The sequence below is a fragment of the Chryseobacterium phosphatilyticum genome (assembly GCF_002899825.2).
GTDB classification, from domain to species: Bacteria; Bacteroidota; Bacteroidia; order Flavobacteriales; family Weeksellaceae; genus Chryseobacterium; species Chryseobacterium phosphatilyticum.
Genome location: NZ_PPED02000002.1, coordinates 42659 through 67171 on the forward strand (window position 1 = coordinate 42659; position 24513 = coordinate 67171).

The 24513-nt window shown below is 36.4% G+C and carries 23 protein-coding genes; 8 read left to right on the top strand and 15 right to left on the bottom strand.

From position 1 onward, the window contains the following. Positions 1-55: 55 nt before the first annotated feature. The 4 genes from C1631_RS07400 to C1631_RS07415 all read right to left on the bottom strand — a co-directional run bounded on the left by C1631_RS07400 (position 56) and on the right by C1631_RS07415 (position 4419). Complete coding sequence (locus C1631_RS07400) at positions 56-739, bottom strand: T9SS type A sorting domain-containing protein (RefSeq protein ID WP_103247354.1); 684 nt, start codon at positions 737-739, stop codon at positions 56-58. Positions 740-745: 6 nt separating this feature from the next. Continuing rightward, positions 746-1339: a phage tail protein gene (locus C1631_RS07405; RefSeq protein WP_103247355.1), complete on the bottom strand. Its 594-nt coding sequence runs from the start codon at positions 1337-1339 to the stop codon at positions 746-748. Positions 1340-1471: 132 nt separating this feature from the next. Continuing rightward, complete coding sequence (locus C1631_RS07410) at positions 1472-3334, bottom strand: AAA family ATPase (protein ID WP_103247356.1); 1863 nt, start codon at positions 3332-3334, stop codon at positions 1472-1474. 14 nt (positions 3335-3348) lie between these two features. Further along, entirely contained in the window at positions 3349-4419 is a 1071-nt protein-coding gene (locus tag C1631_RS07415) for a DUF4407 domain-containing protein (protein WP_103247357.1), read from the bottom strand. Between the two features lie 220 nt (positions 4420-4639). Here C1631_RS07415 and C1631_RS07420 point away from each other — a divergent pair, with 220 nt between their 5' ends. Then, complete coding sequence (locus C1631_RS07420; RefSeq protein ID WP_103247950.1) at positions 4640-6562, top strand: zinc-dependent metalloprotease; 1923 nt, start codon at positions 4640-4642, stop codon at positions 6560-6562. 30 nt (positions 6563-6592) lie between these two features. Here the strand turns inward: C1631_RS07420 and ruvC are convergent, their stop codons facing one another. Continuing rightward, the gene (ruvC, locus tag C1631_RS07425) at positions 6593-7147 is read right to left on the bottom strand and encodes a crossover junction endodeoxyribonuclease RuvC (protein WP_103247951.1); all 555 of its coding nucleotides are present in this window, start codon (positions 7145-7147) and stop codon (positions 6593-6595) included. Between the two features lie 102 nt (positions 7148-7249). Between ruvC and C1631_RS07430 the strand changes: the two genes are divergently transcribed. After that, entirely contained in the window at positions 7250-7741 is a 492-nt protein-coding gene (locus C1631_RS07430) for a hypothetical protein (RefSeq protein WP_123966622.1), read from the top strand. 2 nt (positions 7742-7743) lie between these two features. Further along, entirely contained in the window at positions 7744-9105 is a 1362-nt protein-coding gene (locus C1631_RS07435) for a T9SS type A sorting domain-containing protein (protein WP_103247955.1), read from the top strand. A 36-nt stretch (positions 9106-9141) separates the two neighbouring features. Here C1631_RS07435 and C1631_RS07440 read toward each other — a convergent pair whose 3' ends face one another. Then, a complete protein-coding gene (locus C1631_RS07440) occupies positions 9142-9669 on the bottom strand; it encodes a 2'-5' RNA ligase family protein (protein WP_103247956.1) in 528 nt (175 codons plus the stop codon). A 28-nt stretch (positions 9670-9697) separates the two neighbouring features. Then, positions 9698-10807 (bottom strand): serine hydrolase domain-containing protein, encoded by a 1110-nt coding sequence (locus tag C1631_RS07445; protein WP_103247961.1) that lies wholly within the window; start codon positions 10805-10807, stop codon positions 9698-9700. 166 nt (positions 10808-10973) lie between these two features. On the opposite strand from C1631_RS07445, the gene C1631_RS07450 reads away from it, so the two are divergent. Continuing rightward, a complete protein-coding gene (locus tag C1631_RS07450; protein ID WP_109711529.1) occupies positions 10974-12383 on the top strand; it encodes a pyridoxal phosphate-dependent decarboxylase family protein in 1410 nt (469 codons plus the stop codon). A gap of 36 nt (positions 12384-12419) precedes the next feature. Here the strand turns inward: C1631_RS07450 and C1631_RS07455 are convergent, their stop codons facing one another. Both C1631_RS07455 and C1631_RS07460 read right to left on the bottom strand, forming a co-directional pair. Beyond that, positions 12420-13130, bottom strand: coding sequence for a Dph6-related ATP pyrophosphatase (locus C1631_RS07455; protein WP_103247959.1), 711 nt, complete (start codon positions 13128-13130; stop codon positions 12420-12422). Positions 13131-13273: 143 nt separating this feature from the next. Next, positions 13274-16621 carry a methylmalonyl-CoA mutase family protein gene (locus C1631_RS07460; protein WP_109711531.1) on the bottom strand — a complete coding sequence of 1116 codons (3348 nt, stop codon included), beginning with the start codon at positions 16619-16621 and terminating at the stop codon, positions 13274-13276. A 256-nt stretch (positions 16622-16877) separates the two neighbouring features. Here C1631_RS07460 and C1631_RS07465 point away from each other — a divergent pair, with 256 nt between their 5' ends. Then, positions 16878-17210, top strand: a complete 333-nt coding sequence (locus C1631_RS07465; protein ID WP_109711533.1) for a hypothetical protein — start codon at positions 16878-16880, stop codon at positions 17208-17210. A 32-nt stretch (positions 17211-17242) separates the two neighbouring features. On the opposite strand, the gene C1631_RS07470 is transcribed toward C1631_RS07465, so the two are convergent. Next, positions 17243-18349, bottom strand: coding sequence for a DUF3667 domain-containing protein (locus C1631_RS07470; RefSeq protein WP_103247173.1), 1107 nt, complete (start codon positions 18347-18349; stop codon positions 17243-17245). Between the two features lie 348 nt (positions 18350-18697). Between C1631_RS07470 and rplM the strand changes: the two genes are divergently transcribed. The 3 genes from rplM to rpsB all read left to right on the top strand — a co-directional run bounded on the left by rplM (position 18698) and on the right by rpsB (position 20494). After that, positions 18698-19153, top strand: coding sequence for a 50S ribosomal protein L13 (rplM, locus tag C1631_RS07475; protein ID WP_047385928.1), 456 nt, complete (start codon positions 18698-18700; stop codon positions 19151-19153). 6 nt (positions 19154-19159) lie between these two features. Next, complete coding sequence (gene rpsI / locus C1631_RS07480) at positions 19160-19546, top strand: 30S ribosomal protein S9 (RefSeq protein WP_045501218.1); 387 nt, start codon at positions 19160-19162, stop codon at positions 19544-19546. A 186-nt stretch (positions 19547-19732) separates the two neighbouring features. Then, the gene (rpsB, locus tag C1631_RS07485) at positions 19733-20494 is read left to right on the top strand and encodes a 30S ribosomal protein S2 (protein WP_103247172.1); all 762 of its coding nucleotides are present in this window, start codon (positions 19733-19735) and stop codon (positions 20492-20494) included. Between the two features lie 165 nt (positions 20495-20659). On the opposite strand, the gene C1631_RS07490 is transcribed toward rpsB, so the two are convergent. The 5 genes from C1631_RS07490 to C1631_RS07510 form a co-directional block, all read right to left on the bottom strand. Further along, a complete protein-coding gene (locus C1631_RS07490) occupies positions 20660-21094 on the bottom strand; it encodes a DUF6759 domain-containing protein (protein WP_103247171.1) in 435 nt (144 codons plus the stop codon). Next, positions 21091-21789: a DUF6759 domain-containing protein gene (locus tag C1631_RS07495; protein WP_103247170.1), complete on the bottom strand. Its 699-nt coding sequence runs from the start codon at positions 21787-21789 to the stop codon at positions 21091-21093. The genes C1631_RS07490 and C1631_RS07495 overlap by 4 nt, the downstream gene beginning before the upstream one ends. A 17-nt stretch (positions 21790-21806) precedes the next feature. Continuing rightward, on the bottom strand, positions 21807-22484 hold the full coding sequence (gene trmB / locus C1631_RS07500) for a tRNA (guanosine(46)-N7)-methyltransferase TrmB (protein ID WP_109711535.1): 678 nt from the start codon (positions 22482-22484) through the stop codon (positions 21807-21809). Between the two features lie 96 nt (positions 22485-22580). Next, complete coding sequence (locus C1631_RS07505; protein ID WP_103247168.1) at positions 22581-23354, bottom strand: DUF6759 domain-containing protein; 774 nt, start codon at positions 23352-23354, stop codon at positions 22581-22583. A 283-nt stretch (positions 23355-23637) separates the two neighbouring features. After that, entirely contained in the window at positions 23638-24429 is a 792-nt protein-coding gene (locus C1631_RS07510) for a hypothetical protein (RefSeq protein ID WP_103247167.1), read from the bottom strand. Positions 24430-24513 lie beyond the last annotated feature (84 nt).

Consider the following 24513-nt stretch of genomic DNA (forward strand, 5'->3'; position numbering starts at 1 on the left):
ATTGAAATGACAGCAAAAAATATTCCCCAAAATTTTATGAATAAGCTTTCGGAATTTATTTTTTTATGAACTTAAATTCATGATGCTGAAGATCCTTAGTCGTAACTTTCATAACATACATTCCAGATGTAAGTTGTGAAACATTAATTTTAGAATCGAATGCTTCAGATAATATAAGCCGTCCATTGGCATCAAAAATCTGAACAGTCTGTCCGTTTTCGATTCCTGAAATCCGGATGATCTCTGAAACAGGATTAGGGAAAATCTGGATTTTACTTTTGCTGATTTCAGAAACTCCCAGAGAAGGACTCTGTACATCGCCTGTCATGGTAGAATTGCCAATACTAAGGTTGCCTCCACATTGTCCCGTGGTAATTGATGTGTTTTCAACCCATAATCCCACATTATTACCCGGAGGTATTGAAAGAGTATTGGTTCCTGTAGAATTGTAATACATGAGATAGGGGCTTGTGAATGTTCCATTGCCTTCATCAGCAAGAAATTCCCACCTTGTTAATGTATTATTCCATTGAATTTTAAATTCACAGGTTCCTAACCCTCCACAAGGCTGCCCGTCGATAGGTGTCGTTATATAGATATTCTTATTGTTAGCGTCAACGCCTGTTTTGTTGAAGATAAAATTCTGATTATCAAATAAATTATGACATCCGTTAAACGTTATAGTCTGTCCGAAAACTGAGCTTCCGAAAATCAGACTTAAGAGGTAAAATAGCTTCATAGCCTGTCAATTTTGGGATGGAAAGATTCCTGCTAATGCAATAATGCATTTCAAGGTGATAAACGGTTGTCTGTTTTCATGAGGCTGGCTTCCTCCTGCAGGATTGATCATGGTGCTTTTCATGGTGGTATTCCCTGCAGTGTCTGAATATTCCTTATCAAGAGCTTTAGTGTCTGCAGGAAGGTTTCCTGTCGGTGAATTCTGATTTCCTTCAGCGGTTACAGCATTTACAGTGTGGCTGTGGGCTGGCATTTGTGTTATCGTTAGAGTTACATTTTCAATACCTCCAATTTCTCCCATGGTATAGGTTGTTCCACCTCCGGAGGTCTGGCCATTGTGAATAAGGACTCTGCCTCTCATGTCCGGCAGGGCAAATGTTGTGGTGCCATTTCCGCCATAAGTGGTTCCTAATAGAGAAAAAAGTGCTTGATTCTGTGCTATTGGAAGTATCTGTCCATTGCATTCTGCCCAGTTTTTTGGTGCAAAAGTATAAGGAACGAATGCAATTTGTCCTAAGAAAGGATCTGATCCCTGAGCTTTTAGGGTAGGGGCAAATGCACTGCAGATAAGCAGCGTGCATGCAAAAAGTAAATTTTTCATGATGGGAAGTTTTAGTACTATAAAATTATGAAATATTCATATATAATAGTAAATAAAAACAAAAAACCTTCTAGTTTTAACTAAAAGGTTAGATTTTATTAATGGATATTCTTTTTATTATAGATTTTTTCTCTAATCATTAAGTAAGGAACGATAGTTGGAAATATGCAAAAAACCTTCTTCTTTAATACTTACTTTTAATTGATGCTTAGTGGCTATATCATATATTTCTCTAGGTTGTAAACTACCTTTTTCACTAAGTATTTTACTCATGGTTTTTAATAAATCAAAATGAAGAATAAGGTCTTCTCTGGTCTTTCGGGCAAGTTGTTGCATTAAATTTTCAATGCTTTCGTCAGTGATATGCTGCTGCATTCTGTGGGCATAGTCTTCAAGATTATAGGTAGTTTGAAAAACATCTTCAAAGCCATATTTTCGGATATAGTCTATAGCAAGTGCGGTGGCTTGTTCACGGTCATGGCTTCTCCCGATGCTGGCATGTTTTTCACCAAATATAATCTCTTCGGCAATTCCTCCTGCCAGGTAAATTTTGATTCTGTCCAGGATACTTTCTTTAGTGTCGTGGATTTGGTGTGGAAATGTAAATCCCGCTGCATAGCTGCTGGCTACTTTACTTTTAAGCTGTAAGGGAACAAAACCTGTGTACAGCATATATGAAACGGCATGGCCACATTCATGAACACTGATGTTGGCGACTGCATCCTCAAGGTTAGATTGACGTATTTTATCAATCTTTCCGAGATAAGGAATTTCAATAACCCGGGTTCCGATTTTTCCTGAAATGACTTTTTGAGTATCAGAATAATCAATTTCTATAGACAAGTCTTCATGAATAATTGCCTCAAAAAGGAACTTACTTAAGTTGGTATCCAGAATATCAACAACACTACTGAATACAGGGCGAACTCCCTGTACAGGAAAGACACCATTTCTGTAAATAAGGTGATTGATATTCTTGGTTATTTTTAAGCTTACCCCAAACTTTGTCTTTGTACTATGTTTCAGATTATTAATCTCCCTTTGGATAAGCTTTTCAAAGTCTTCTGTTTTTAATGAAAAATAAATCAAATGAATATTACCAAATCGGGCGACCTGCTCGGGGCGGAATTTTCTGGATAAGGCATTCTTAATATCTACAACCGTTATTTTTTTAGTAAAAGCGTGATAGATATTGGCATCGATATCTGCTTCACTGGTTTCTTTAGACATTTGAAAAGCTTCATCTAAATTTCCACTGATGATGATCAGCATTTTGCTGTAATTCACAGGCTCGTAAATTTTCTTCTCTTTTTGTTTTTTACGGATCAACTTAATCATATCTTCCTCTTTCATGTCGATAATGCTCATCACATCATCTTCCATGCTGAGGTATTTTTTGAGCTCTTTTGCATCCCATAGATTAAGATAAGGATTTTCGTCCAGCCCTGTTTCACCACCTAATTTGCGTCTGTCATTCTCCTTTTTACGTAAAAGATAAGAGAAAAGATAATGTTCAAGATCCTCTCGTTCCCGCTTGCTTAAACGTCCGTCACTCAAAAGTTCCCAGAAGTCTGTGAACTTGGTCTGAGGAACCGGAAGACCATCAGGATCAATAGTATTAAAACGTTGAATTTCATCAAAAAGAACAATACTGGGTTTTTCGTCACTCAGGCCATTGCTTTGGAATATGTCTGCAACACTTTTGCTCCAGGAAGTTTCATCTGTATTACTGAGTTCAATTTCTACAAAACGATTTTGAAACTCGAGAAAACGAACCAGTTTTCTTACCAGATCTGTCTTTCCTACACCTGTCATTCCCCATAGATTGATCACAACCGGACGTGTCAGGATCTCAGGCATAAGATACCAAATCTGAGTGTATTCCATAATATCATCAATGATCTTATCAATCCCGATGAATTCCTTCTTCAGAAAGGTTTTGCAATCATCCAGTTTCTTCTTTTTCTTCTTGATTTCTTCTTTGTTAATAATCATGTGTGAAAAATACACTATTTTTTTAAATTATCTTTAAAATCTTCAATGCGGAAATCAGTTAACACATTTCCTTTTTCAATTTTTTCTTTAGAATATAACCTGAAATCGTTTTCTGTTTTTTCAAGGAGATAGTCATAAGGTCCCACATGAGAAATCAGTTTTACCAAAACAGGGGAAATCTCCAGACAAATAAATAGTCCCATGATAAATGCAGCTGCCAGACCTATGATTGCCGAATTTTTGCCAAGCTCATCCAAAGCCTGGAGCCTTGCAGCAAATCCATTAAACTTATCTTCAAAAGTTTCTGTAGATTTTCTTTCTGTTTCCAGGTTGGTGTATACCTTAGAAATTTCTTTATCCAGATAGTCCAATCGGGGGGCAGATTCTTTTCTGAAGTTCTCAAGATCCTGTCTTCGTTGTTCTTTTAATTCCTGTTTACGTTTAGCATTCGAGCCGAATCCTTCCTTACCACTGGTTAATCCTGACTGCTTCCCAAGGATTTCCTTTTCAAGTTCTACAGAAGCAGAGTCGTAGGCCATCTGGTACTGGGCAATCTTTTCAGATATTTGTTTTTTTTCTGTTTCAAACGGTCCGCTTTGTTGGAGAATTCTTCCGTTCATCTCACCCTGAAGTTGTTTTTTATTCCTTTGAATGATCGTATTCAATTGTTTGTTGACTTCTTTTTCAAATATCTTAAGCTCCAGAGGTTTAGAAATAATAATTCCTAAAAATGTGGCCAATACCAAACGGGGAATAGCCATCAGGATTTGATTCCACCATGTTCCGGTTTTTTTTATTGAAGAAACAATATATCTGTCCAGATTAAAGATCATTAATCCCCAGAGGATTCCGAACCCGGTGGCTGCCCAAATATTATCAAATACGGTGTACATGGCATATCCTGCAGAAAGAGTTGCAAAAACTGCCGTAAAAAGTACAATTCCCCCAATCCCTGAAAATTTATTCCATTCGCTTGGTGTTTTTCGTAAAATATGAATGTTTCCTCCGGAACATACCATCAGAAACTTCTGGAACCAGTTTATTTTATGATTCGTTTGATTTATAGTTTGTTGGTTTGTTTTCATAATTGAAAATTTATACAAAGGTAGCATTAAAAATCATACCAATGTAAAAGATAGTAATATGTTTTACCAAGTAACTATATTGATGAGTTTAATCAACTGTGTAAAATGTTGTTTAAACTAAAGCAAATCATTAAAAAATCAAAAAAAAATATATTTTTCTTTGATGATCTGATTGCAAAATAATACTTTTGCTGAATTCTAATTAAAAAAAATATTAAAAATGAAAAGAATTACTACTGTTTTAGGAGTTTTACTATGTATTAATGCTTTTTCTCAGGTTCAGGAACGTTACTGTGGTTTTGATGAAGACTTAAGAAGTATGGACGCAAGATTCCCTGAGTTGAAGAAAAGAAGAGAAGAAGTAGAACAAAAATTGAGAAATATTGATAAGCAGTCTTATCTGAATAAAGTAGGCGGGGGAACTTCCTGGAACGGATTATATGCCGGTCAGGTGTACGAAATACCGGTAGTTGTACATGTTATTGAATCCAACGCTACAGCTAATGCCAATTTGAAATTAACCGATCAGCAGATTAAAGATTGGATTGACAGGGCTAATAAAATGTATGCAACGACTTATGGAAACGGATTTTATCCGGAAGGCCCCGGGGTTGATGGGGGAAATGTTGTTCCCTTTAAGCTCGTGCTGGCAAAAAGAAATCCACAATGTACTGCCACTACAGGTATTGTGAGATATAATGGAAGTACTCTTACTTCTTATGATACAAGTGGGGTAAAACAGGGAGCAAGTGGAAGCGGTGCAAGTGATGCTGATATTAAAACATTAGCACCCCATTGGCCGGAAACTTCATATTTTAATATTTACGTTGTTATTGGATTTAATGGTCAGCAACAAAGTTCAGGTGGATTGATGGGATACGCAAGATTTCCGGAGACCTATGATTATTTTTATGAAAGTTTCATGAAAGTGGCAACGATTACCAATCAGAATGACACCACGCTTACCCATGAGTTAGGACATTCATTTGGATTATATCATACTTTTCAGGGAGGAAATTATGCTGCTCAGAGTGGAACGACGGGATATTGCCCACCAGCGCAGACCGATTGTACTGTAGATAATGATAAGGTTTGTGATACAGAAGTGTCCGGTGCTGCTTATTATCAGTTCCCGGCACCGTCAAATTCGGCTATCAATCCATGTACAGGGGTCAATTATCAGGGAGTTCAGTATAATATTATGAACTATTCCAATACAAACAGAAAATTCACAGCAGGGCAAAGAGACAGAGCCATTATGCTGATGATGGAATACAGAAAGAATTTGCTAAACTCTACAGCCGGTCAGGATCCGTCTGTGGTAGTACCATCTCCTGTTACTATTGCAGCCTCACAATGTAATCCGACAGGAACTGCGCATCCTACCAATAATAATTTTGCCATCGGACCAACAAAAGTTCAGTTTGGAGGAATTGCCAGTATGACAAACGGATATGACTCAGATGAACCGGCTCCGAAATTTTATGAAGATTATGCTGCGGCGACTTGTATAAGACCTGCTTATTATACTGACATTCCGATGAATACCAGTACAGATCTGAAAGTATATCTTGAAAACGGGTTTTCACAGGCTGAAAAATTCAAAACAAAAGTTTGGATAGATTACAATAACAACGGATCTTTTGAAGAAGCTGAGTTGGTAATCAATAATACTTCAGCGACCGCCATGGCATCGGGAGCAGGAACTACTGTCACTGCTGCTATTACGCCTCCTGCCGGGGCTGTTACTGATACTTACCTAAGAATGAGAGTTGCTGTAGATGCTGCTACATATGGTGGTACAACTCTTCCCGACATTACTCCTTGCTCTCAATTGCAATATGGACAAATGGAAGATTATGCTGTAAAACTTGTTGGTTCTTTGGGGACTTCAGATAGTAAAAACAATGCTGCAGAGTCAAAATTAGTATACCTTAAATCTGAGAATAAACTAAAATTGGGCGGAAATAAAAATGAGATATTTGGAGATTACCAAATCTATGACCTGAGTGGTAAGCTCATCCAAAAAGGAAATTCGAAAACAAATGAAGTTCAGATAGAAAGAGAGCTTCCTAAGGGAGCATTTATTATCAATTACTCTGATAAAACTAAAAAAGAATCCAAGAAATTCTTAAATAACTAAAATTTGAAAGCCCTTGAAAAAGGGCTTTTTTTATTTTAACCGATCAGGATTTTGTTTCAGGAAACTTTCCCAACCGGAATAAGATTTTGTATCAGTGATCGTTCCGGAATTAAAGTGATGACATACTGCAACAGCAAGCCCATCGGATGCATCTAAATATTTTGTTGGGAACTCTTTTAGATTGAGGAGGTTTTGGAGCATTCCTGCCACCTGTTCCTTACTGGCATTACCATTGCCGGTGATTGCCATTTTGATTTTTTTCGGAGAATATTCTGTGATGGGAATATTTCTGTAAAGGCTGGCGGCCATTGCTACCCCCTGGGCACGTCCCAGTTTCAACATACTTTGTACATTCTTACCAAAGAAAGGAGCTTCTAATGCTACCTCATCAGGATGGAACTCATCTATAAGTGATAGTGTTCTTTCAAAAATATACTTGAGTTTTGTTTCATGGTTAGGATACTTCTTTAATATAAGTTCATGAATGGATACCATCTCCATTTTACCTCTTTTAACGGAAATAATACCAAATCCCATGATGGTGGTGCCTGGGTCAATACCTAAAATTATTTTCTCTGAAATCATTGCTGCAAAGATAGGTTTTTCTAAATCTTTTTTAATAATGAAAAAAAATCAAAGAATGGTGATTTGTGTTGAAATCTTTCTTAATTTTAATAAAAAATGATCATGAAAAATTTAATTAATGTATTAAGTGTTCCCATCTTTCTGTTTTGTAGTTTTCAGAAAGAGAGTGAATTAACTCAAAATGAGCGGGTGGCCATAGAAAACAGCGTATACAAAGGAGATCGGATTATGTATTTGTTTTTTAAGGCAGATAAAGACCGGTTCGGAAGTGAAAAAATTGTTCTGCAGGAAAGCAAAATTCTGAACGGAAGACTGAAAGTTACTCCTTCCTTTAACAGAGATGAAGTCCAAAAAGGAGATTTTATTGTAACTGTTGAGGAAGCAGGTGGAAAAGAAATTTCCAAACAACTTATCAAAGACCCTTTACATCCTGAGCTGGAAGTGTACGAGAAGGAAGGTATTTCCAGGCAAAAAGCTTCGCTTCCGAATGCTGAATTCAGTATCAGGTTTGCTTATTCTGAAAATATCCAATCTGTAAAAATTGAAAAAGTTGCAGAAGACGGTGTACAATTATTATTCACTCAAAAACTATAATCATGAAAAAAATTTTATTATCCATTCTTATCGGTAGCAACTGCTTCGCACAGGTATTTGACAAAGTTTCTCTTTTACAAAGTGGTGCGAATGATAAAAGGATCATTATTGCTGTTTTAGGAGATGGCTTTACAAGTGCACAACAAGCATCTTTTGTTTCGTCAGCTCAGTCAACGGTTAATTATCTTTTTACAAAAACGCCTTACAAAGAATATAAAAATTATTTTAATGCTTATGCGGTTAAAGTGATTTCTACTCAATCCGGAGTGAAGCATCCGGGGACAGCTACAGATGTTACAGAGCCTGTAATACCGGTTTCTAATCCCACTAATTATCTCGGGTCGAGTTTTGATACTGGCGTTCACAGATGTATTTACAGCAGTACAACAAATAAAGTAGGGCAAGTATTAGCGGCTAATGTTCCGGATTATGACATTACCTATGTTCTGGGAAATTCTACTGAATATGGAGGTTGTGGTGGTGCATATGCCTTTGCCTCTCTTAATAGTTCTTCCAATGAAATTGTAGTGCATGAGCTGGGACATTCTTTTGGAAAACTGGCCGATGAATATTGGTTCGCGGGTTCCGGGGAATCTCCCAATAAGACACAGAACTCTAATACTGCCACTGTAAAATGGAAAAACTGGGTTGGAGTAAACAGTGTTGGAGTATATCCTTACACGGAAAGCCCCAGCTGGTTCAGACCACATCAGAGCTGTGAGATGAGATATCTTAATCAACAGTTTTGTTCAGTTTGTAAAGAAGCTATTGTGGAGAAAATTCATTCCTTAGTTTCTCCGGTAGATTCTTATACTCCGGCTAATAATGCAACATTAAATGCCAATTCCAATATCACTTTTACCGTGAATGAAATTCTCCCCAATCCCAATACGCTTGTTAATTCATGGAAACTGAACGGAACCGCTCTGAGCGCAACGGCTAATACCATAACGATCACTCCCGGTCAGCTTAACAGTGGAAATAATACATTGCTTTTTTCGGTAACAGATAACAGCCCTCTGTTAAAAGTAAATAATCACAGTACGCTACACTTTACCAATATTAGCTGGACGCTTAATAAATCAGGGCTTAAAGTTTCTAAAGTTGTTGCCAGAGAAAAAGGATTCAGTATTTACCCTAATCCTACAGACGGGGTATTTTATATCAGAGGAAAACAGGATTTTTCAAAAAATATCAAAATTGAAATTTATGATGCTTCTGGTAGACTGATTCCCGCAAGGTCTGAGTTAAAGGATTCTTCCACTTTATGGGTCGATATCAAAAGTGCTTCCTCAGGTTCGTATATACTGAATGTTGTAGAGGATGATCAACCGATTATTTCGCAGAAAATCATAAAGGAATAAATTTTATTTAGAATCGGCTCATAAGGCCGATTTTTTTTAATTAGCTCCTAATTTCTTTTCCGCAATAGGAACCCACCTTCCCTCATGTCGCAGCAATAAAATTTTATCAACTAAGAATTTAGTTTGATATTCCTGTTCTTTATATTTTTCCCAGGCTTTGAGATAATTTTCCCAGGTCAAATCTCTATATCCTACCGTCATATGGGGCGTGAAAGAATATTTTGCAAAATTAAACTGTTGCTTTACGCTGTGATAAAGCTCTGTCAAATGTATACTTTCTTCTGGTTGAATAAATAGTACGGGACTTTTAGGATTGGGAAAACTTCCAAAGCCATTCAGTTCAATATCAAAAGGATCCATTGCGGTATTGATTTTCTGAAAAGCAATGTGAATATCACTCTCCAGCTCAACTTCTCGTGAGAAGGGAGGAAAAAGTGTAATATGTGCCTCATTTTTTAAAGCCTTTGAATTATCATAATAAATTGCCAGATCCCTTTTGAAAACCTTGACTTCTTCTATGATTTCCTTTGGGGGATAAATGGCAATAAAATATAATTTTTTCATGCTTTTTAAATGATCAGCGTAAAGGTACTTATTTTTTTTCCTTCATCTGTGTCAATGTGTTTTCAAGATGATCGGTAATCTTTTTTACTTCAATATGCGGTTTGAAGATGTAAGCTTTACCTTTTTCTTCATCAGCAATATTAGATAAGATAATCACGGATGTTTTTGTGTCCGGATAATAAATGTTTAATGAAGGGGATCCTTTTATATATCCACTGTGAAAATATGAACCGGGTTTACCAATGTTCAACATGATTCCATAGGCATATCCCATCTTTCCAAAAATAGCATGCCGCCTCTCAGCACTTTTAGCCATAAATTGCTTCAGGGTTTCTGGCTTTATAATTTTTCCTCCGTAAAGAGCATTGTTCCATGTATGAAGATCCTGGATGGTAGAGAGTATTCCTCCCGCGGGAGTTCCAATATCTTTTCCGCCTAATCTTTTGGGCATATTGGATACCTCCTGAAATTTTGCCGGATTTCCAAGATAAGCACTTGCAAAATGAGATCCGTTGAAGGTGTCTCCTGTATATGAATTGGACATTCCGGCTTTTTTGAAGAGTTCAGTTACATTATCATCATATGATTTTCCGGTTACGGTCTCTGCAATTTTGCCTAGAGTATTAAACCCGTCATTCGAATAGAAAAAATCTGCCCCGCTTTTAAACATGAGCTTACCACCCATCAGGTTTAGTCCTGAAGTATGATTCAGAAGTTGATGAATAGTGATATTTTCATATTCCTTGTTTCGAAATTCCTTAAGATACTTTGAAGCTTTATCATTAATACTCAATTTTCCCTGCTCCATCTGAAGAAGAACCAGGACCGCTGTAAACTGTTTACTGACAGAGCCTATGGCGAAAATGGTACTGCTATCAATTTTTGTTTTTTTATTAAAATCCGAATAACCATTCTCTCTCTTGTAAAGCTGTAATGAATCTTTAAATACCGCAATACTTCCGTTAAAATGATACTTTTTAAATACAGAATCCAGTTGTTGTTGTAACAACGTTTTTTGAAAAGCAGTAATCGTAGAGTCAATAATTGTATTTTTATCAACGGGAGGGGCCTGAGGTGTTTCGGTTTTACATGAAAATAATACACAAAAAAACAGTAGGAACGCTAAATTTTTAATCACGGGTGTTTTATTAATAAGTTGTACTCTTAAAGATAATGAAATCTTAAAAAGTCTTAAAATATGCAAAATCCATGCTAGAATAGGTTTTTTCTATCATGATAAATAGGCAATACGTCGTAAAAGAGTATTTGATAATTTTGATATTGATTATTTATCATCAAAAATCATGAAAGAACATCTGAAAAGCGACTTAGCTCAAATTGACTATCTGTTAGATCTTATAAAGAAGCAAGGGGTTGAATATCTGAATTCTATAGCTGAACAGCCAACATCTGTGAATGATATTCCGGTTTGGGAAAAACAAGTATTACCTGAGTCTGGTCATGGAACTGAAGAGGCCCTGAAAATTTTTAATCAAAGATTTAAACCAACCATAGTAGGATCATCAGGTCCGCGATATCTGGGATTTGTAACCGGGGGAACCACTCCCGCCTCCATTGCGGGGGACTGGCTGACTACGATTTATGACCAGAATACTCAGTCAACAAAAGGGCAGGGGGACATTTCAGCTAACATAGAATTAGAATCGATACATTTAATATTAGAGCTTTTAGAACTTCCTCATAGTTTTCTGGGTGGTTTTGTAACGGGAGCGACCATGTCTAATTTTACGTGTCTGGCGGTTGCGCGACAATGGCTGGGTAAACAGCAGGGGAGGGATATTGCTAAAGAAGGAATTTCCGGAACGATGAAGATACTTAGTGCTACTCCGCATTCCTCGTCAATAAAGTCTTTATCGGTTTTAGGGCTGGGAAGCAATAATATTATAAGGGTTAAGACTATTGAAGGTGATCGTGAGGCTATTGATGTGATGGATCTGGAAAATGAAATTACTCAGCTTAACGGGCTCCCATTTATTTTAATTTCCAGCGGAGGGACGGTAAATACTGTGGACTTTGATGATTTTAAAGAAATCAAAAGATTGAAAGAAATCTATAATTTCTGGTGGCATATTGATGCTGCATTCGGAGGATTCGCAGCTTGTTCAGATGCTTATAAACATCTTGTGGAAGGCTGGGAGTATGCGGATAGTATTACCGTAGATTGTCATAAATGGCTCAACGTTCCTTATGAAAGTGCGGTGTTTTTGATCAAAGAACAATATAAAATGCTGCAGGTCGAAACTTTCCAGAATTCCAATGCTCCTTATCTGGGTGATCCCCTGGAGAACTTTGGGTATTTGAATTTTCTTCCGGAGAACTCAAGAAGACTCAAAGCTCTTCCGGCATGGTTTTCAATTATGGCATATGGTAAAGAAGGGTATCAATCTATTATTGATGGTAATATATCATTAGCAAAACAATTAGGGCATTGGCTTGAAAACAGTAATGATTTTAAACTATTGGCTCCGGTACGTCTGAATACCGTTTGTTTCTCATTAAAGGATGATGAAAAGCAGGATGAGGTCGGAAAGTTCCTGGAGGCTCTTAATAATACCGGAAAGGTTTTCATGACTCCTACTTTTTATAACGGAAAGAAGGGTATTCGTGCTGCCTTTGTGAATTGGATGAGCACCGAAAAAGATATTCAACTGATTTTTGATACGATGAATGAAGTTGTAAAAGAAATAAAGTAATGCATTATAAAGCCCGTTGGAATGGTATTCCCAGGCTTATTTTGCTATCAGATCGCTGAACCAGAAAACATATTCTTCTGTATCTTCATCAGCACTTGTTTTTGGCTTGGGGTAAGTTTTCTTCACGGTGTCTCCAATTTTAAATGATACAGGAGATTTAAAAATAGGACCATCAAAAGTAAAAGTATGAAATTCACCGTTTTCGCCACAAGGGTCTACATTTTCAGGCAAATCTTTAATGAAATCTTGATCAATAATACGACCTGCAAAACTTTTATCCAGATAAGAACCATTGACACAGGTTACAATGGTTTTAAAACCAAGATCCAGAAACTCATGGATGAGGTTTAATGTATCTTGTTTCCACAGAGGAAATACGGGTTGAATGCCTATAGCATTGAGTTGTTCCTCTCTATATTTTCTCAGGTCTTCCAGAAAGATATCTCCAAAAATGGAATGAGTAATTCCCTGGGCTTTTATTCCGGACATTGCGTTGCTCATTATTTCCTGATAGTCCTCCATGGAGGGTTCTTTGGGAAGTTCCATTTTGATGAGAGGAATGCCAAGACTGAAAGCCTGTTGTTCTAAAAGAGATACATGAACACCGTGCATAGAGATCCTTTGAAATTCCTTATTAATGCTTGTGAATAAGGTGACGACATCATATTGATCGTCCTGTAATATTTTATAAAGGGCAAGAGAAGAATCTTTTCCACTGCTCCAGTTGAATAGGGCTTTTGGTCTCATTTAAATTTTACGACTTTGAATGTCTGTAAGCTAGAATATTTGTACAGGCAAAATTTATTTGCTGTGAAGATAAATAAAAAAACCTAACAAGATTCTGTTCTGAATCCTGTTAGGTTTGTACATATTTAGAGGATATAACCTTCCTACATATTTCTTCTGTATTTACCACCCACTTCAAATAAAGCATTGGTGATCTGTCCCAGAGAACAATATTTTACAGCATCCATCATCACGGCAAATAAATTTTGCTGATTGATTGCTGCATGTTGTAACATTTTTAAGGCAGCTTCTGATTTCTCTTCATTAGATTTTTGGAAATTATGAAGCGTTTCAATCTGAACCTGCTTTTCTTCTTCAGTTGAACGGATAACTTCTCCCGGACGAACCGTCGGCGAACCATCTTTTCCAAGGAAAGTATTTACTCCAATGATTGGATATTCTCCAGTGTGTTTCAACCATTCATAATGCATAGATTCTTCCTGAATTTTTGAACGTTGATACATGGTTTCCATGGCACCAAGAACGCCACCTCTTTCTGTAATTCTGTCGAATTCAGCATATACAGCTTCTTCTACCAGATCTGTTAATTCTTCAATGATAAATGAACCTTGAAGTGGATTCTCATTTTTAGCTAATCCTAATTCTTTATTAATGATCAACTGAATGGCCATTGCTCTTCTTACAGACTGTTCAGTAGGGGTTGTAATAGCTTCATCATATGCATTGGTGTGAAGCGAATTACAGTTGTCGTAGATCGCATATAATGCCTGAAGAGTAGTTCTGATGTCATTGAAATCAATTTCCTGAGCATGCAGAGAACGTCCCGAAGTCTGAATATGATATTTCAACATCTGGCTTCTTTCGTCCGCTCCGTATTTTAACTTCATGGCCTTTGCCCAGATTCTTCTCGCTACACGCCCGATTACTGAATATTCAGGGTCAATCCCATTGGAGAAGAAGAAAGATAAGTTGGGTGCAAAATCATTGATGTTCATTCCGCGGCTTAAGTAATATTCCACGTAGGTGAATCCATTAGCCAGTGTGAACGCCAACTGCGAAACTGGATTGGCTCCGGCTTCTGCAATGTGATAACCCGAAATGGAAACGGAGTAGAAATTTCTTACTTTTTCAGTAATAAAATATTCCTGAACGTCACCCATCAATCTCAAGGCAAATTCAGTGGAAAAGATACAAGTGTTCTGAGCCTGGTCTTCTTTTAAAATATCTGCCTGAACCGTACCACGAACAGTTGCGATGGTTTTAGCCTTAATTTCAGCATAAGCTTCAGCAGGAATTACTTCATCTCCCGTTAAACCTAATAATTTTAAACCTAATCCATTATTTGATGGAGGCAATTCCCCATTATATTTTGGTCTTTCTAAACCTTTATCATCGAATTTTGCTTTTAAAGCTTTCTCAACATTGGCTTCAAGGTTGTGCTCAGCAATATATTTCTCAACATTCTGATCGATGGCAGCATTCATAAAGAATGCTAACAACATTGGAGCAGGTCCGTTGATGGTCATAGAAACTGAAGTCATTGCATTCACCAAATCAAATCCTGAATACAACTTTTTAGCATCATCCAAAGTAGCAATAGAAACTCCCGCGTTTCCGATTTTACCATAAATATCAGGTGGTAAAGCAGGATCTTGTCCATATAAAGTTACAGAGTCAAAGGCTGTAGATAAACGTTTGGCGTCCATTTCTGCAGAAACATAATGGAATCTTCTGTTTGTTCTTTCAGGACCTCCTTCTCCGGCAAACATTCTTGTAGGGTCTTCACCTGTTCTTTTAAAAGGATAAATTCCTGCTGTATAAGGGAATCCTCCCGGAAGATTTTCCTGTCCTTTCCATTTGATCAAATCACCCCAATCGTTATATTTTGGTAAAGCAATTTTTGGAATTCTTAAATGAGATAAAGATTCTGTTGAGGTTTCCACCTTGATTTCTTTTCCTCTTACAAAATAGGAATAAAACTCAGCATGGAAAGCTTTCTTCGTATCATCCCAGGTTTTTAGGAAGTCGATATTCTCTTGTTGAAGATCTTTCTCAGCTTTTTGGTACTCAGCATCTAAAGTTTCATTGGAAAGGAAGTTTCTCACGCCTTCAATATGATACATTTTTCTGGCCAATTCTGCCTGTTTTTCAATATTGGCGTCGTATTGTCTGTTGTTTTCAACAATTTCAGAAAGGTAACGTACCCTTTTTGGAGGAATGATGGTTACTTCGTCTGTAATTTCCTGTTCAACAAAACCTTGTAAATTTAAATCCGAATACTTCTCATTAACTTTTTCAACTAATCGGTTGTATAATTCGGTTGTTCCGTGGTCATTGAACTGAGAAGCTTTCGTTGCATACACTGGCATGTCATCCAACGGGCTGTCCCACAATAAATGATTTCTCTGGAATTGTTTTCTTACCGCCTGAAGGGCATCAAGAGCTCCCCTTTTATCAGATTTATTCAACGCCACTAAATCTGCATAATCCAACATGTCGATTTTTTCCAGCTGTGTTGAAGCCCCATATTCAGGAGTCATCACGTACATTGAAACGTCAGCAAAATCAGAAACTTCTGATCCGGATTGCCCGATTCCTGAAGTTTCAAGAATAATGACATCAGGATGAGCCAGTTTTAATACATTCAACGCAGAATGGATAAATGGAGAAACAGAAACGTTATTTTCTCTGGTGGCCATTGAACGCATATACACTCTGGGATCATTAATCGCGTTCATACGGATCCTGTCACCAAGTAGTGCGCCTCCCGTTTTCTTTTTGGAAGGATCAATTGAAATAATAGCAATCTTCTTACCTGGATTTGAACGAAGAAAACGTCTTACCAGTTCATCTGTTAAAGAAGATTTTCCGGCACCCCCGGTTCCGGTGATACCGATAATTGGAATATTTAACTCTTTTGATTTTTCGTCAATAGCTTTTACTAATTCGGTTTTGTCTTCTGAAAAGTTTTCAACGGCAGAGATGATTTTAGCAATGCTGGTTGAGTTTTCAAAACTAATTGAATCTAAATCTTCCGCAGTTACTTCTTTTCCTGTCGCGAAATCTGATCTTTTAACCAGATCATCGATCATTCCCTGTAAACCAAGTTCACGACCGTCGTCCGGAGAATAAATCCTGTCGATTCCGTAAGACATGATGTCTTCAATTTCTTCTGGTAGAATGACACCTCCACCACCACCAAAAATTTTGATTTGGGGTGAGTTTTTTTCTCTTAAAAGGTCATAAATATATTTAAAATATTCATTGTGACCTCCCTGATAGGACGTTAATGCAATAGCATTGGCATCTTCCTGGATGGCTGTATTCACAACTTCCTCTGCAGATTTGTCATGTCCAAGATGGATCACTTCACATCCTGTTCCCTGGATGACACGACGCATAATATTGATCGCAGCATCGTGACCATCAAATAATGAGGCAGCTGTTACGATTCTTACCTTGTTGGTTGGAGTATATTTTTGGGTTTCCATAAAAATTCTAGAAAGTTTCTAAGTTTCCAAATATAATAATAAAAAAAGAACCTCGTGTTTGATGTTATGCTACTGATTATGAATTGTTTAATTGTTCTTATTTAATTATATCTCCCCAGTTTTGAGTTTATAATTTAATATCATGAAAGTTCGGTAGTTACAGAATTAAAATCATTTAGGATGATTTCATGGTCAAAATACTTGTATTCTCTATTCTCAAATTAAATTCTCTACTTTTGCACCAAATTTTACAGACATGCAAAAAGCTTTGATATATTTCACCTTAGGAACAATAGTCAGTTTCCTTATCAATTATTTCTTTTTAAGTACTGAAAATATTGGACTGGATATTTATTATGCCATTGCCTTTGGTTCAGCCTGGGGGATTGCTTACTATCTGGATACTCCCAATTTTACATTGCCTCAAAAATTGGGATTGTCTTTTGTTGCTATGGGAATTCTTGTTTTGGCAGGGACATTACTTTTTAAATTAGAATTGGCTATTCCTTCTATTTTAAAGTTTTCTACGGTTTTTGTAGCTTATTATTTGTTTGCCAGCTTTAGAGGAAGCAAATCGTTAAGAAAATAAAAAAGAGGCTACCTGATTAAGTAGCCTCTTTTTTAGTGGATCATCAGGAAGCTCACCAGAGCGAGCCCCACAACTAATATCATAAATGTAAAGAAATTAATAGCAAATAAAAGACCTCCGATAAAGAAGCTTACTACTCCGTGTGTATGATAAACACGACGGTGTGCAATGAAGAAATAAGCGATACTATAAATCAAAAGGACACACAATATAATATATAAAATGGAATTAATCACTCCAATATGTGTCAGGCTTGTCAATTTTCCGATCAAGAATACAAACAATATATTCAGTAAAAGGAAAGAAAAATAATGCAGGGTGAATATTCCGTGATCAAAATACCACCATTTTTTTTTGCTATGGAAAATCCATAAAAAGAAAGCAAAAAGAGGAAGATAAATAAAAAGAGCTTTGGGCAGATTATGGAAGGATGTTGCTGTCAGGTTCTTGGCGATTTCCCCTTTTGTAACTCCCCTTTCTTTCAGTTCAAAGAACTTATGAGCTATTGGTATTTGGATGAAATCAAAAATGGAAGGGTTCTTGGCCGCAGCTGAATCGTAAGATTTTTTTGTTTTATAACCGCCATATTGAACGTTCTCATCTATTTTATTGCCCATCTCTAGTGCTTCCTCCAGATCGTCTATTTTTGTAGAGTCTGGTAGAGCATTTAAGCTTTTGATAGTTATAGAATCTTCCTGGGTTAGTATGGGTTTAGCCTTTATACTATCCAGTATTTTATGTGTTTTTAAAGATTTCATTTTTTCAAAAACACTTGCTTTATCCGGGCCATGTTGCTCCTTTGTACCATCAAAATTTAAATTAATCAATGGGAAAAGTGCAAAGACAAAGAAGGTGATGAAACTGACAAAGATATACAGCTTTACCGGAGGAACAAATTTTTGTCTCTTCCCTTCAAGATATGTATTGGTAAGAACCCCGGGTTTAAACATTAGATTTTTCAGTGTTCCCCAGAATTGTCCGTCGTAATGAGTGAAGTCTTCTATAAAATGGGTGAAAAGGTAATAAAAAGGATGTCGGCTTTCAATATTTTCTTGTCCGCAGTGCGGGCAGAATCTTTCTTCAACCTGATGCCCACAGTTCAGGCAGGTTTTGTTTTCTCTTAGTTTTCCGTGGCTCATGGATTATGGATATGATCGCCACAAATATAAAAATTTAGAAAATATAATAAATGTATTGGTAAGTTTTTGTGAAAATATTAAAGTAAGGTTAATAAAGAAAGAGTTGAGGGAAGAAACTCTCACTTTATCAGTTTGTGTTTTTAGAACCTTCTAAACGCTTTTTTTCATCGCAACAACAATTCACAAAATTTATGCCAAAACCATAAAAACTGTTAAAATCTATTATTAGAGGGCTGAATAACAGATATTCCACAGATTAAATAAAATATGTTTTTGGGTTACGAAAATAATTTGTACCTTTGCACACCCTTTTAGGGGTAAATTATGTTTAATCTTTAACTAAAACGTGTGAATACATTAAGTTACAAAACTGTTTCAGCGAACAAAGCTACTGCTAATAAAGAATGGGTTGTGGTAGACGCTGAAGGACAACCGTTAGGAAGACTAGCTTCTACGGTTGCAAAGATTTTGAGAGGTAAGCACAAAACGAACTTTACACCTCACGTAGATTGTGGTGATAACGTGATCGTTTTGAATGCTGGGAAAATTACGCTTTCCGGAAATAAGTGGGCTGATAAGACTTACATCTGGCATACAGGTTATCCTGGTGGACAGAAGTCTATGACTGCGGCTGAACTTCAAAAGAAAGATTCTTTAAAAGTATTAGAGAAATCTGTAAAAGGGATGTTGCCTAAAAACAGATTAGGATCTGCTATTCTTAAGAACCTTTATTTATATGAAGGAACTGAGCACAAACATGAAGCTCAACAGCCTAAAACAATTAATGTTAACGAATTTAAATAATTAATTATGTCTATAGTTCACAAAATCGGAAGAAGAAAAACTTCTGTAGCAAGAGTTTATGTAAGACCAGGTTCTGGTGTTATTACAGTAAACGGTAAAGATGCTGCAACTTATTTCTCTACAGACGTGATGGTTTATAAATTGAACCAACCGTTTATCCTTTCTGAGACTGTTGGTCAGTATGACGTTACCGTAAATGTTTTCGGTGGTGGAAATACAGGTCAGGCAGAAGCTATCAGATTAGGTATTTCAAGAGCTTTATGCGAGATCAACGCTGAGTTCAGATTAGCATTGAAGCCTGCTGGTTTACTTACAAGAGACGCGAGAATGGTGGAAAGAAAGAAGCCAGGTCAGAAAAAAGCAAGAAAGAGATTCCAATTCTCAAAACGTTAATTTTTTTTCAGACATCAGATTGGAGATGTCAGATTTCAGACCTTTTTTTGTCTGGGATCTTATATCTGAAATCTATTAATCTAAACTTAAAATTGCCCGTTACGTTTAGCATCCAAACGCTTCTCCCATCTAAAGAAGTTGTTGATTGTTTAAAAGACGGAAAGTAAACTAACAAAAACAGAAAACATGGCAAAAGCAAATGTAAAAGACCTTTTAGAGGCTGGTGTACACTTCGGTCACATGACTAGAAAGTGGAATCCAAATATGGCTCCATACATTTTTATGGAGAAAAACGGTATTCACATTGTAGACTTACATAAAACAGCAGTTAAATTGGATGAAGCGTGCAGCGCTTTAGAAAAATTAACTTCTGCAGGTAAAAAAGTTCTTTTCGTAGCTACTAAGAAGCAGGCGAAAGAAGTTGTTGCAAAACACGCTTCTGAACTTAATATGCCTTATATTACAGAAAGATGGCCGGGAGGTATGTTAACGAACTTCGTTACTATCAGAAAGGCTGTAAAGAAGATGAACTCTATCGACAAAATGAAAAAAGACGGTACGTTCGAAACTTTATCTAAAAAAGAAAGATTACAGGTTGACAGACAAAGAGCTAACTTAGAGAAAAACTTAGGTTCTATCTCTGACATGGTTAGACTTCCTTCTGCAATCTTTGTAGTTGATATCTTAAGAGAGCACATCGCGGTAACTGAAGCTAAGAAATTAGGTATTCCAGTTTTCGGTATCGTTGATACAAACTCTGATCCTAGAAAAGTAGACTTCGTTATCCCAGGAAACGATGATGCTTCTAAATCTATTGATATGATCTTGAGCATTGTTTCTGATTCTATCAAAGAAGGTCAGTCTCAAAGAAAAGCTGATAAAGAAAAATCTAAAGAAGAAGGAGAAGTAGTATCTGCTGATAAAGATGCTGATTTCGATGCTGAATAATTAAAGATTTTCTTTAATATAGGAAAAACGCTGGATTTCGATCCAGCGTTTTTTATTTGTTTTATGCCCATCTGAAAAGGTGTTCCTTTGTTTTTTCTTTTGCATAAAGATATTTTTAAAAAGAGAACAAGGAATAAAAAACTCCACAGAATTCTGTGGAGGTATTTAGTTTCTAAGGGTTATTGTATAAGAGCTTGTAATATATTTGTTGGATTGATACCTCGAATTACAAACCATACCTGATAAACTGTAATTTTGATTTTTAGGAACCATTGTATATCCTATTTTTCCGGCAGCAATAGGAATCTTTTTAAAGAAATTATTGCCACTTACCGTAAGAACCATATTACAGGAGGAATTATTGGTAACTGAAATAGATGTTCTGGGGTTACCCGGATCATCATCATTAAGAAGGTCATTGAGTACATCTGCAGTTTCAGGTTTGTACGTTTTTATCAGTTCATTATATTCTCTTACTGTATTGGTTGCATTGCCTGAATTATTGGCAGGGTAGGGGTTTCTTATCGGATAGCCTCCATAATTAACATTACAGCTGGTAAGAATAAGTGAAGTACCCATGATCGCTAACAGTCTTTTCATACCCGTTTATTTTTTTGCTTTTCTTTTTTTAAAGGTTTTTCCGGTTCTGTATCTTTATTAATAAGAGATTGTTCTGTCTCTGGTTTCTCAGGATTACCAATCGTTACAAATATACTCTTTTTCACCTCCTTTTTAGAAGTGTATTTTGCATCGCAAACATTGCTGTTGAGTGTATAAGAGCCTTTATTAATGACAATAAAGTTTTCTCCGCGAGCCGGAACGGCAAGGTTGTAGAAATCTTTTCCTTCAATCCTGAGCACAATATTGCAGTCAGATTTGTTTTTAAACAAAAGAATAGCTTCTTTTCTGCTAATATCTTCATTGAGCATTGCATTCAGAAGTTGTACTGCCTTCTTTTTGTGTTCGACAGATGATTCCGCAATAAGTCTTTTAAATTCTTCAGCTTCTTCAGAACCGGGGTTCCTCATAAGACTATTGGGAATATCAGAAATAACAGGCCTTGCCTCCATAGGCTTGGCGTCTTTCGCTCCTTTGGTCCACTCTGAGTTTTTTAAAGCAATGAGCTTAGGCTTCAGAACACTTTTTTTGGGATCGTCGGGATGTGCTTTTTTTAAGTACTCTTCAATTTCCTGGATATTTGTGCTTTTTAAAATGTCTTTACTTCGTTTTTGTGCATAAGCAAAGCTCTGGATCAGGAATGTAAAGAATACAATCGTTACAATTTTTTTTTTCATCAATTATGTTTATTTCATCAGCTTATCCGGAATTTGATATAGGTTATGGTTTTTCCTTTAGCCGAGAATAGTTCTTCGTAATACGTTCTGATGTCTCTCAGATGTGGCGTATCAGGGTCGTATTCCGGGGCCCCGTAAATATCGTGATGGGCAGTAATGATTTCATAACCGGCTCCCTGCAGATATCCTAATGTATAACCATGTAAAAACTCGGAATCGGTTTTCAAATGGATGATACCTCCAGGTTTCAGGAATTTTTTATATCGGTTTAAAAAATCCGGATGAGTTAATCTGTGTTTTGTTCTTTTATATTTAATCTGTGGATCCGGAAAAGTAATCCAGATTTCATCCACTTCATTTTCGGCAAAAAAATGATCAACAAGTTCAATCTGTGATCTCAAGAAGCCTACATTATTCATATTGTTTTCTACAGCTTCTTTTGCACCAAACCAGAATCTTGCCCCTTTAATATCAATCCCGATAAAGTTTTTTTCAGGAAATGTTTTGGCAAGCCCTACAGAATATTCTCCTTTACCACATCCTAACTCCAGAACAATCGGATTGTTATTTTTAAAGAAATTTTCTCTCCATTTTCCTTTTAGCTCGAAACCTTTTAAAGCTTCTTCTCTTGTAGGTTGGATTACATTCGGTAATATTTTGTTTTCTGCGAATCTTGCTAATTTATTCTTGCCCATGAGTCATTTAAAATGACTGCAAAAATAGTAAAATTTGTATAGACTTTTTGTCTTTTAAAGGTAAAAGACATTTTGAAAATAGGTTTACTCCCTTGATTATGGGGATGCTGTGCTTCCGAGGGCTACCATGATTGGTCTTTCAATTGTTTTTTGAGAAGCATACTGGGCACCACAAACGAGACTGGTGAAAAGGTACTGTCCTTTTTCTATCACAATTGAGCTCTCCCCCTGAGCAGGTACTGCAAGACGGTATTTGGTTGTGCCAACACTTTCCATTCTTACAATAATATTACAATCTGATTTATTTCTGATAAGGACAATGCATTCTTTGGCATTAGGATCATTATCAAATAAAGAATTAAGAATCTTTACCGTTCTGTTTTGATGCTCTACAGGTGTTACGGCCATTAGCATATTGAATTCTTCTGCTTCAGCATTGGGAACAGCAGCATTCGCGCTTGCATTGATGACAAAAGTGTTTTGAGCGTTGCTGGGGGTATAGGCTGTAGTAGATTGTTTCGCGGCCAGTTCGGCCTTATACTTTGCGATTTGTTTTTGCTTTATGATCGCATTCATTTCATCAAAGGTAATTTTTGTGGAAGGTCTTCTTCTCAAAAGAGCAAGCATTTCCTGCATATCTTTTACTTTTTGATCTGCCGGATGAGCATTTTTGATATACTCTTTCATCATTTCCATGACACGAGGTTTCAGAACAGATCTGCGGGGATCATCAGGGTGAGCATCTCTCAGGAAAGCATTGATTTCATAGATGTTATTGCTTTTCAGAATTTCACTATAATCCTTTCCTCTTTTTTGGGCTGAAAGACTGAAAAACAGAATCATGCCAAGAAGTAAAAGTATTTTTTTCATTAATATAGATTAAGTTAAGATTTGGTACTTTTCTTAATTTGTGTCTGGTGGGCAATTAGTCTTTTGATAATAACGAAATATTATTCTTTTTATTTTAAACACATAATTGTGATATAAAAATAAATATATTTTTGAATATTATAGAAATTTATGCTAAAAAAATGAATAATTGATATCTAAATAGTCATGTAGCTTAAATTGTTGACGATTTTATTTCTCAGCTTCCGTCAAAAAAAATCCATGTAATAATTACATGGATTGATAGATGGGTTTCTTGTTGCTTTTATTCTTTAACAACTTCCTGGAGATGCGAATTTCTTAATCTTCTCTGATAAATAGGGAGATATTTTTCAATAGGTATTTTTACTGCTTCAAAGTTTCCTGCCAATACATATGACTGAATATTTTCAGAGGTATATACGAATTGAAGGAAGTTATCAATGAGGTTTTCAGGAATTTTAAACTTAAGGAAATAATCTTTACCTAAGTAATTCTTGATCTGGCTAACAGAGGTATTCATTCTTTCGAAGGCCAGATAACGTTGCTTTTTCTTTCTTTCTCCGGAAAGGATATCATAGATACTTTCCAGGCTGAAGGTAAGTCCTCCGTCTCTCAAGCCCGCTACAGGAAGTTCTGGTGGATTGCCATCTCCTTTAGGCTCAGGTAGGCCAATAACTTTTTTAATAGCTAATGCCTTATCTTCTTTCCTTAGTGAGTTGACATCGTATCTAAGATTTCCGGTAGGTTTAAACCTGCTAAGAACAATTTCCTGGATTTCATAATAAGCAATTTTAAGCTCTACCAGGTTTTTTTGAGCCATGAGCTGAGGCGTAAGTTTGATATCCTTTCTTTCTGTAACAATGGAGGTAAAACGGACAACATCCCCAACATTGGCAGGGAGATTAAAATTGCCGTTATAATCTGTAAGAACAGTTTTTTGGGTGTTCAGATTGGTAACATATACCTGATTGAGATACAAAATTGAATTGTCTCGCAGGAATACCTCTCCGGAATATATTTGAGCATTGATTTTTGCCAGAAAAATCAATAATAGCAGCGTAAACAGTTTCTTCATACAATTGGCAAAATTACGTAGAAATAGGGCAATTTGTACCTTATTAGATCAATAATCGTGGTTAAAGTTATATTAAACTTTAGC

Excerpts from the sequence above, each read along its gene's own strand:
- C1631_RS07440 (WP_103247956.1), bottom strand. The coding sequence starts at position 9,669 with ATGAAAAAATTATATTTTATTGCCATTTATCCCCCAAAGGAAATCATA.
- C1631_RS07495 (WP_103247170.1), bottom strand. The coding sequence starts at position 21,789 with ATGAAAAAAAAAATTGTAACGATTGTATTCTTTACATTCCTGATCCAG.
- rpsI (WP_045501218.1), top strand. The coding sequence starts at position 19,160 with ATGTCTATAGTTCACAAAATCGGAAGAAGAAAAACTTCTGTAGCAAGA.
- C1631_RS07450 (WP_109711529.1), top strand. The coding sequence starts at position 10,974 with ATGAAAGAACATCTGAAAAGCGACTTAGCTCAAATTGACTATCTGTTA.
- C1631_RS07505 (WP_103247168.1), bottom strand. The coding sequence starts at position 23,354 with ATGAAAAAAATACTTTTACTTCTTGGCATGATTCTGTTTTTCAGTCTT.
- C1631_RS07420 (WP_103247950.1), top strand. The coding sequence starts at position 4,640 with ATGAAAAGAATTACTACTGTTTTAGGAGTTTTACTATGTATTAATGCT.
- C1631_RS07460 (WP_109711531.1), bottom strand. The coding sequence starts at position 16,621 with ATGGAAACCCAAAAATATACTCCAACCAACAAGGTAAGAATCGTAACA.
- C1631_RS07405 (WP_103247355.1), bottom strand. The coding sequence starts at position 1,339 with ATGAAAAATTTACTTTTTGCATGCACGCTGCTTATCTGCAGTGCATTT.
- ruvC (WP_103247951.1), bottom strand. The coding sequence starts at position 7,147 with ATGATTTCAGAGAAAATAATTTTAGGTATTGACCCAGGCACCACCATC.
- C1631_RS07465 (WP_109711533.1), top strand. The coding sequence starts at position 16,878 with ATGCAAAAAGCTTTGATATATTTCACCTTAGGAACAATAGTCAGTTTC.
- C1631_RS07510 (WP_103247167.1), bottom strand. The coding sequence starts at position 24,429 with ATGAAGAAACTGTTTACGCTGCTATTATTGATTTTTCTGGCAAAAATC.
- C1631_RS07435 (WP_103247955.1), top strand. The coding sequence starts at position 7,744 with ATGAAAAAAATTTTATTATCCATTCTTATCGGTAGCAACTGCTTCGCA.
- C1631_RS07410 (WP_103247356.1), bottom strand. The coding sequence starts at position 3,334 with ATGATTATTAACAAAGAAGAAATCAAGAAGAAAAAGAAGAAACTGGAT.
- C1631_RS07455 (WP_103247959.1), bottom strand. The coding sequence starts at position 13,130 with ATGAGACCAAAAGCCCTATTCAACTGGAGCAGTGGAAAAGATTCTTCT.
- rpsB (WP_103247172.1), top strand. The coding sequence starts at position 19,733 with ATGGCAAAAGCAAATGTAAAAGACCTTTTAGAGGCTGGTGTACACTTC.
- C1631_RS07490 (WP_103247171.1), bottom strand. The coding sequence starts at position 21,094 with ATGAAAAGACTGTTAGCGATCATGGGTACTTCACTTATTCTTACCAGC.
- C1631_RS07430 (WP_123966622.1), top strand. The coding sequence starts at position 7,250 with ATGAAAAATTTAATTAATGTATTAAGTGTTCCCATCTTTCTGTTTTGT.
- C1631_RS07470 (WP_103247173.1), bottom strand. The coding sequence starts at position 18,349 with ATGAGCCACGGAAAACTAAGAGAAAACAAAACCTGCCTGAACTGTGGG.
- trmB (WP_109711535.1), bottom strand. The coding sequence starts at position 22,484 with ATGGGCAAGAATAAATTAGCAAGATTCGCAGAAAACAAAATATTACCG.
- C1631_RS07415 (WP_103247357.1), bottom strand. The coding sequence starts at position 4,419 with ATGAAAACAAACCAACAAACTATAAATCAAACGAATCATAAAATAAAC.
- C1631_RS07400 (WP_103247354.1), bottom strand. The coding sequence starts at position 739 with ATGAAGCTATTTTACCTCTTAAGTCTGATTTTCGGAAGCTCAGTTTTC.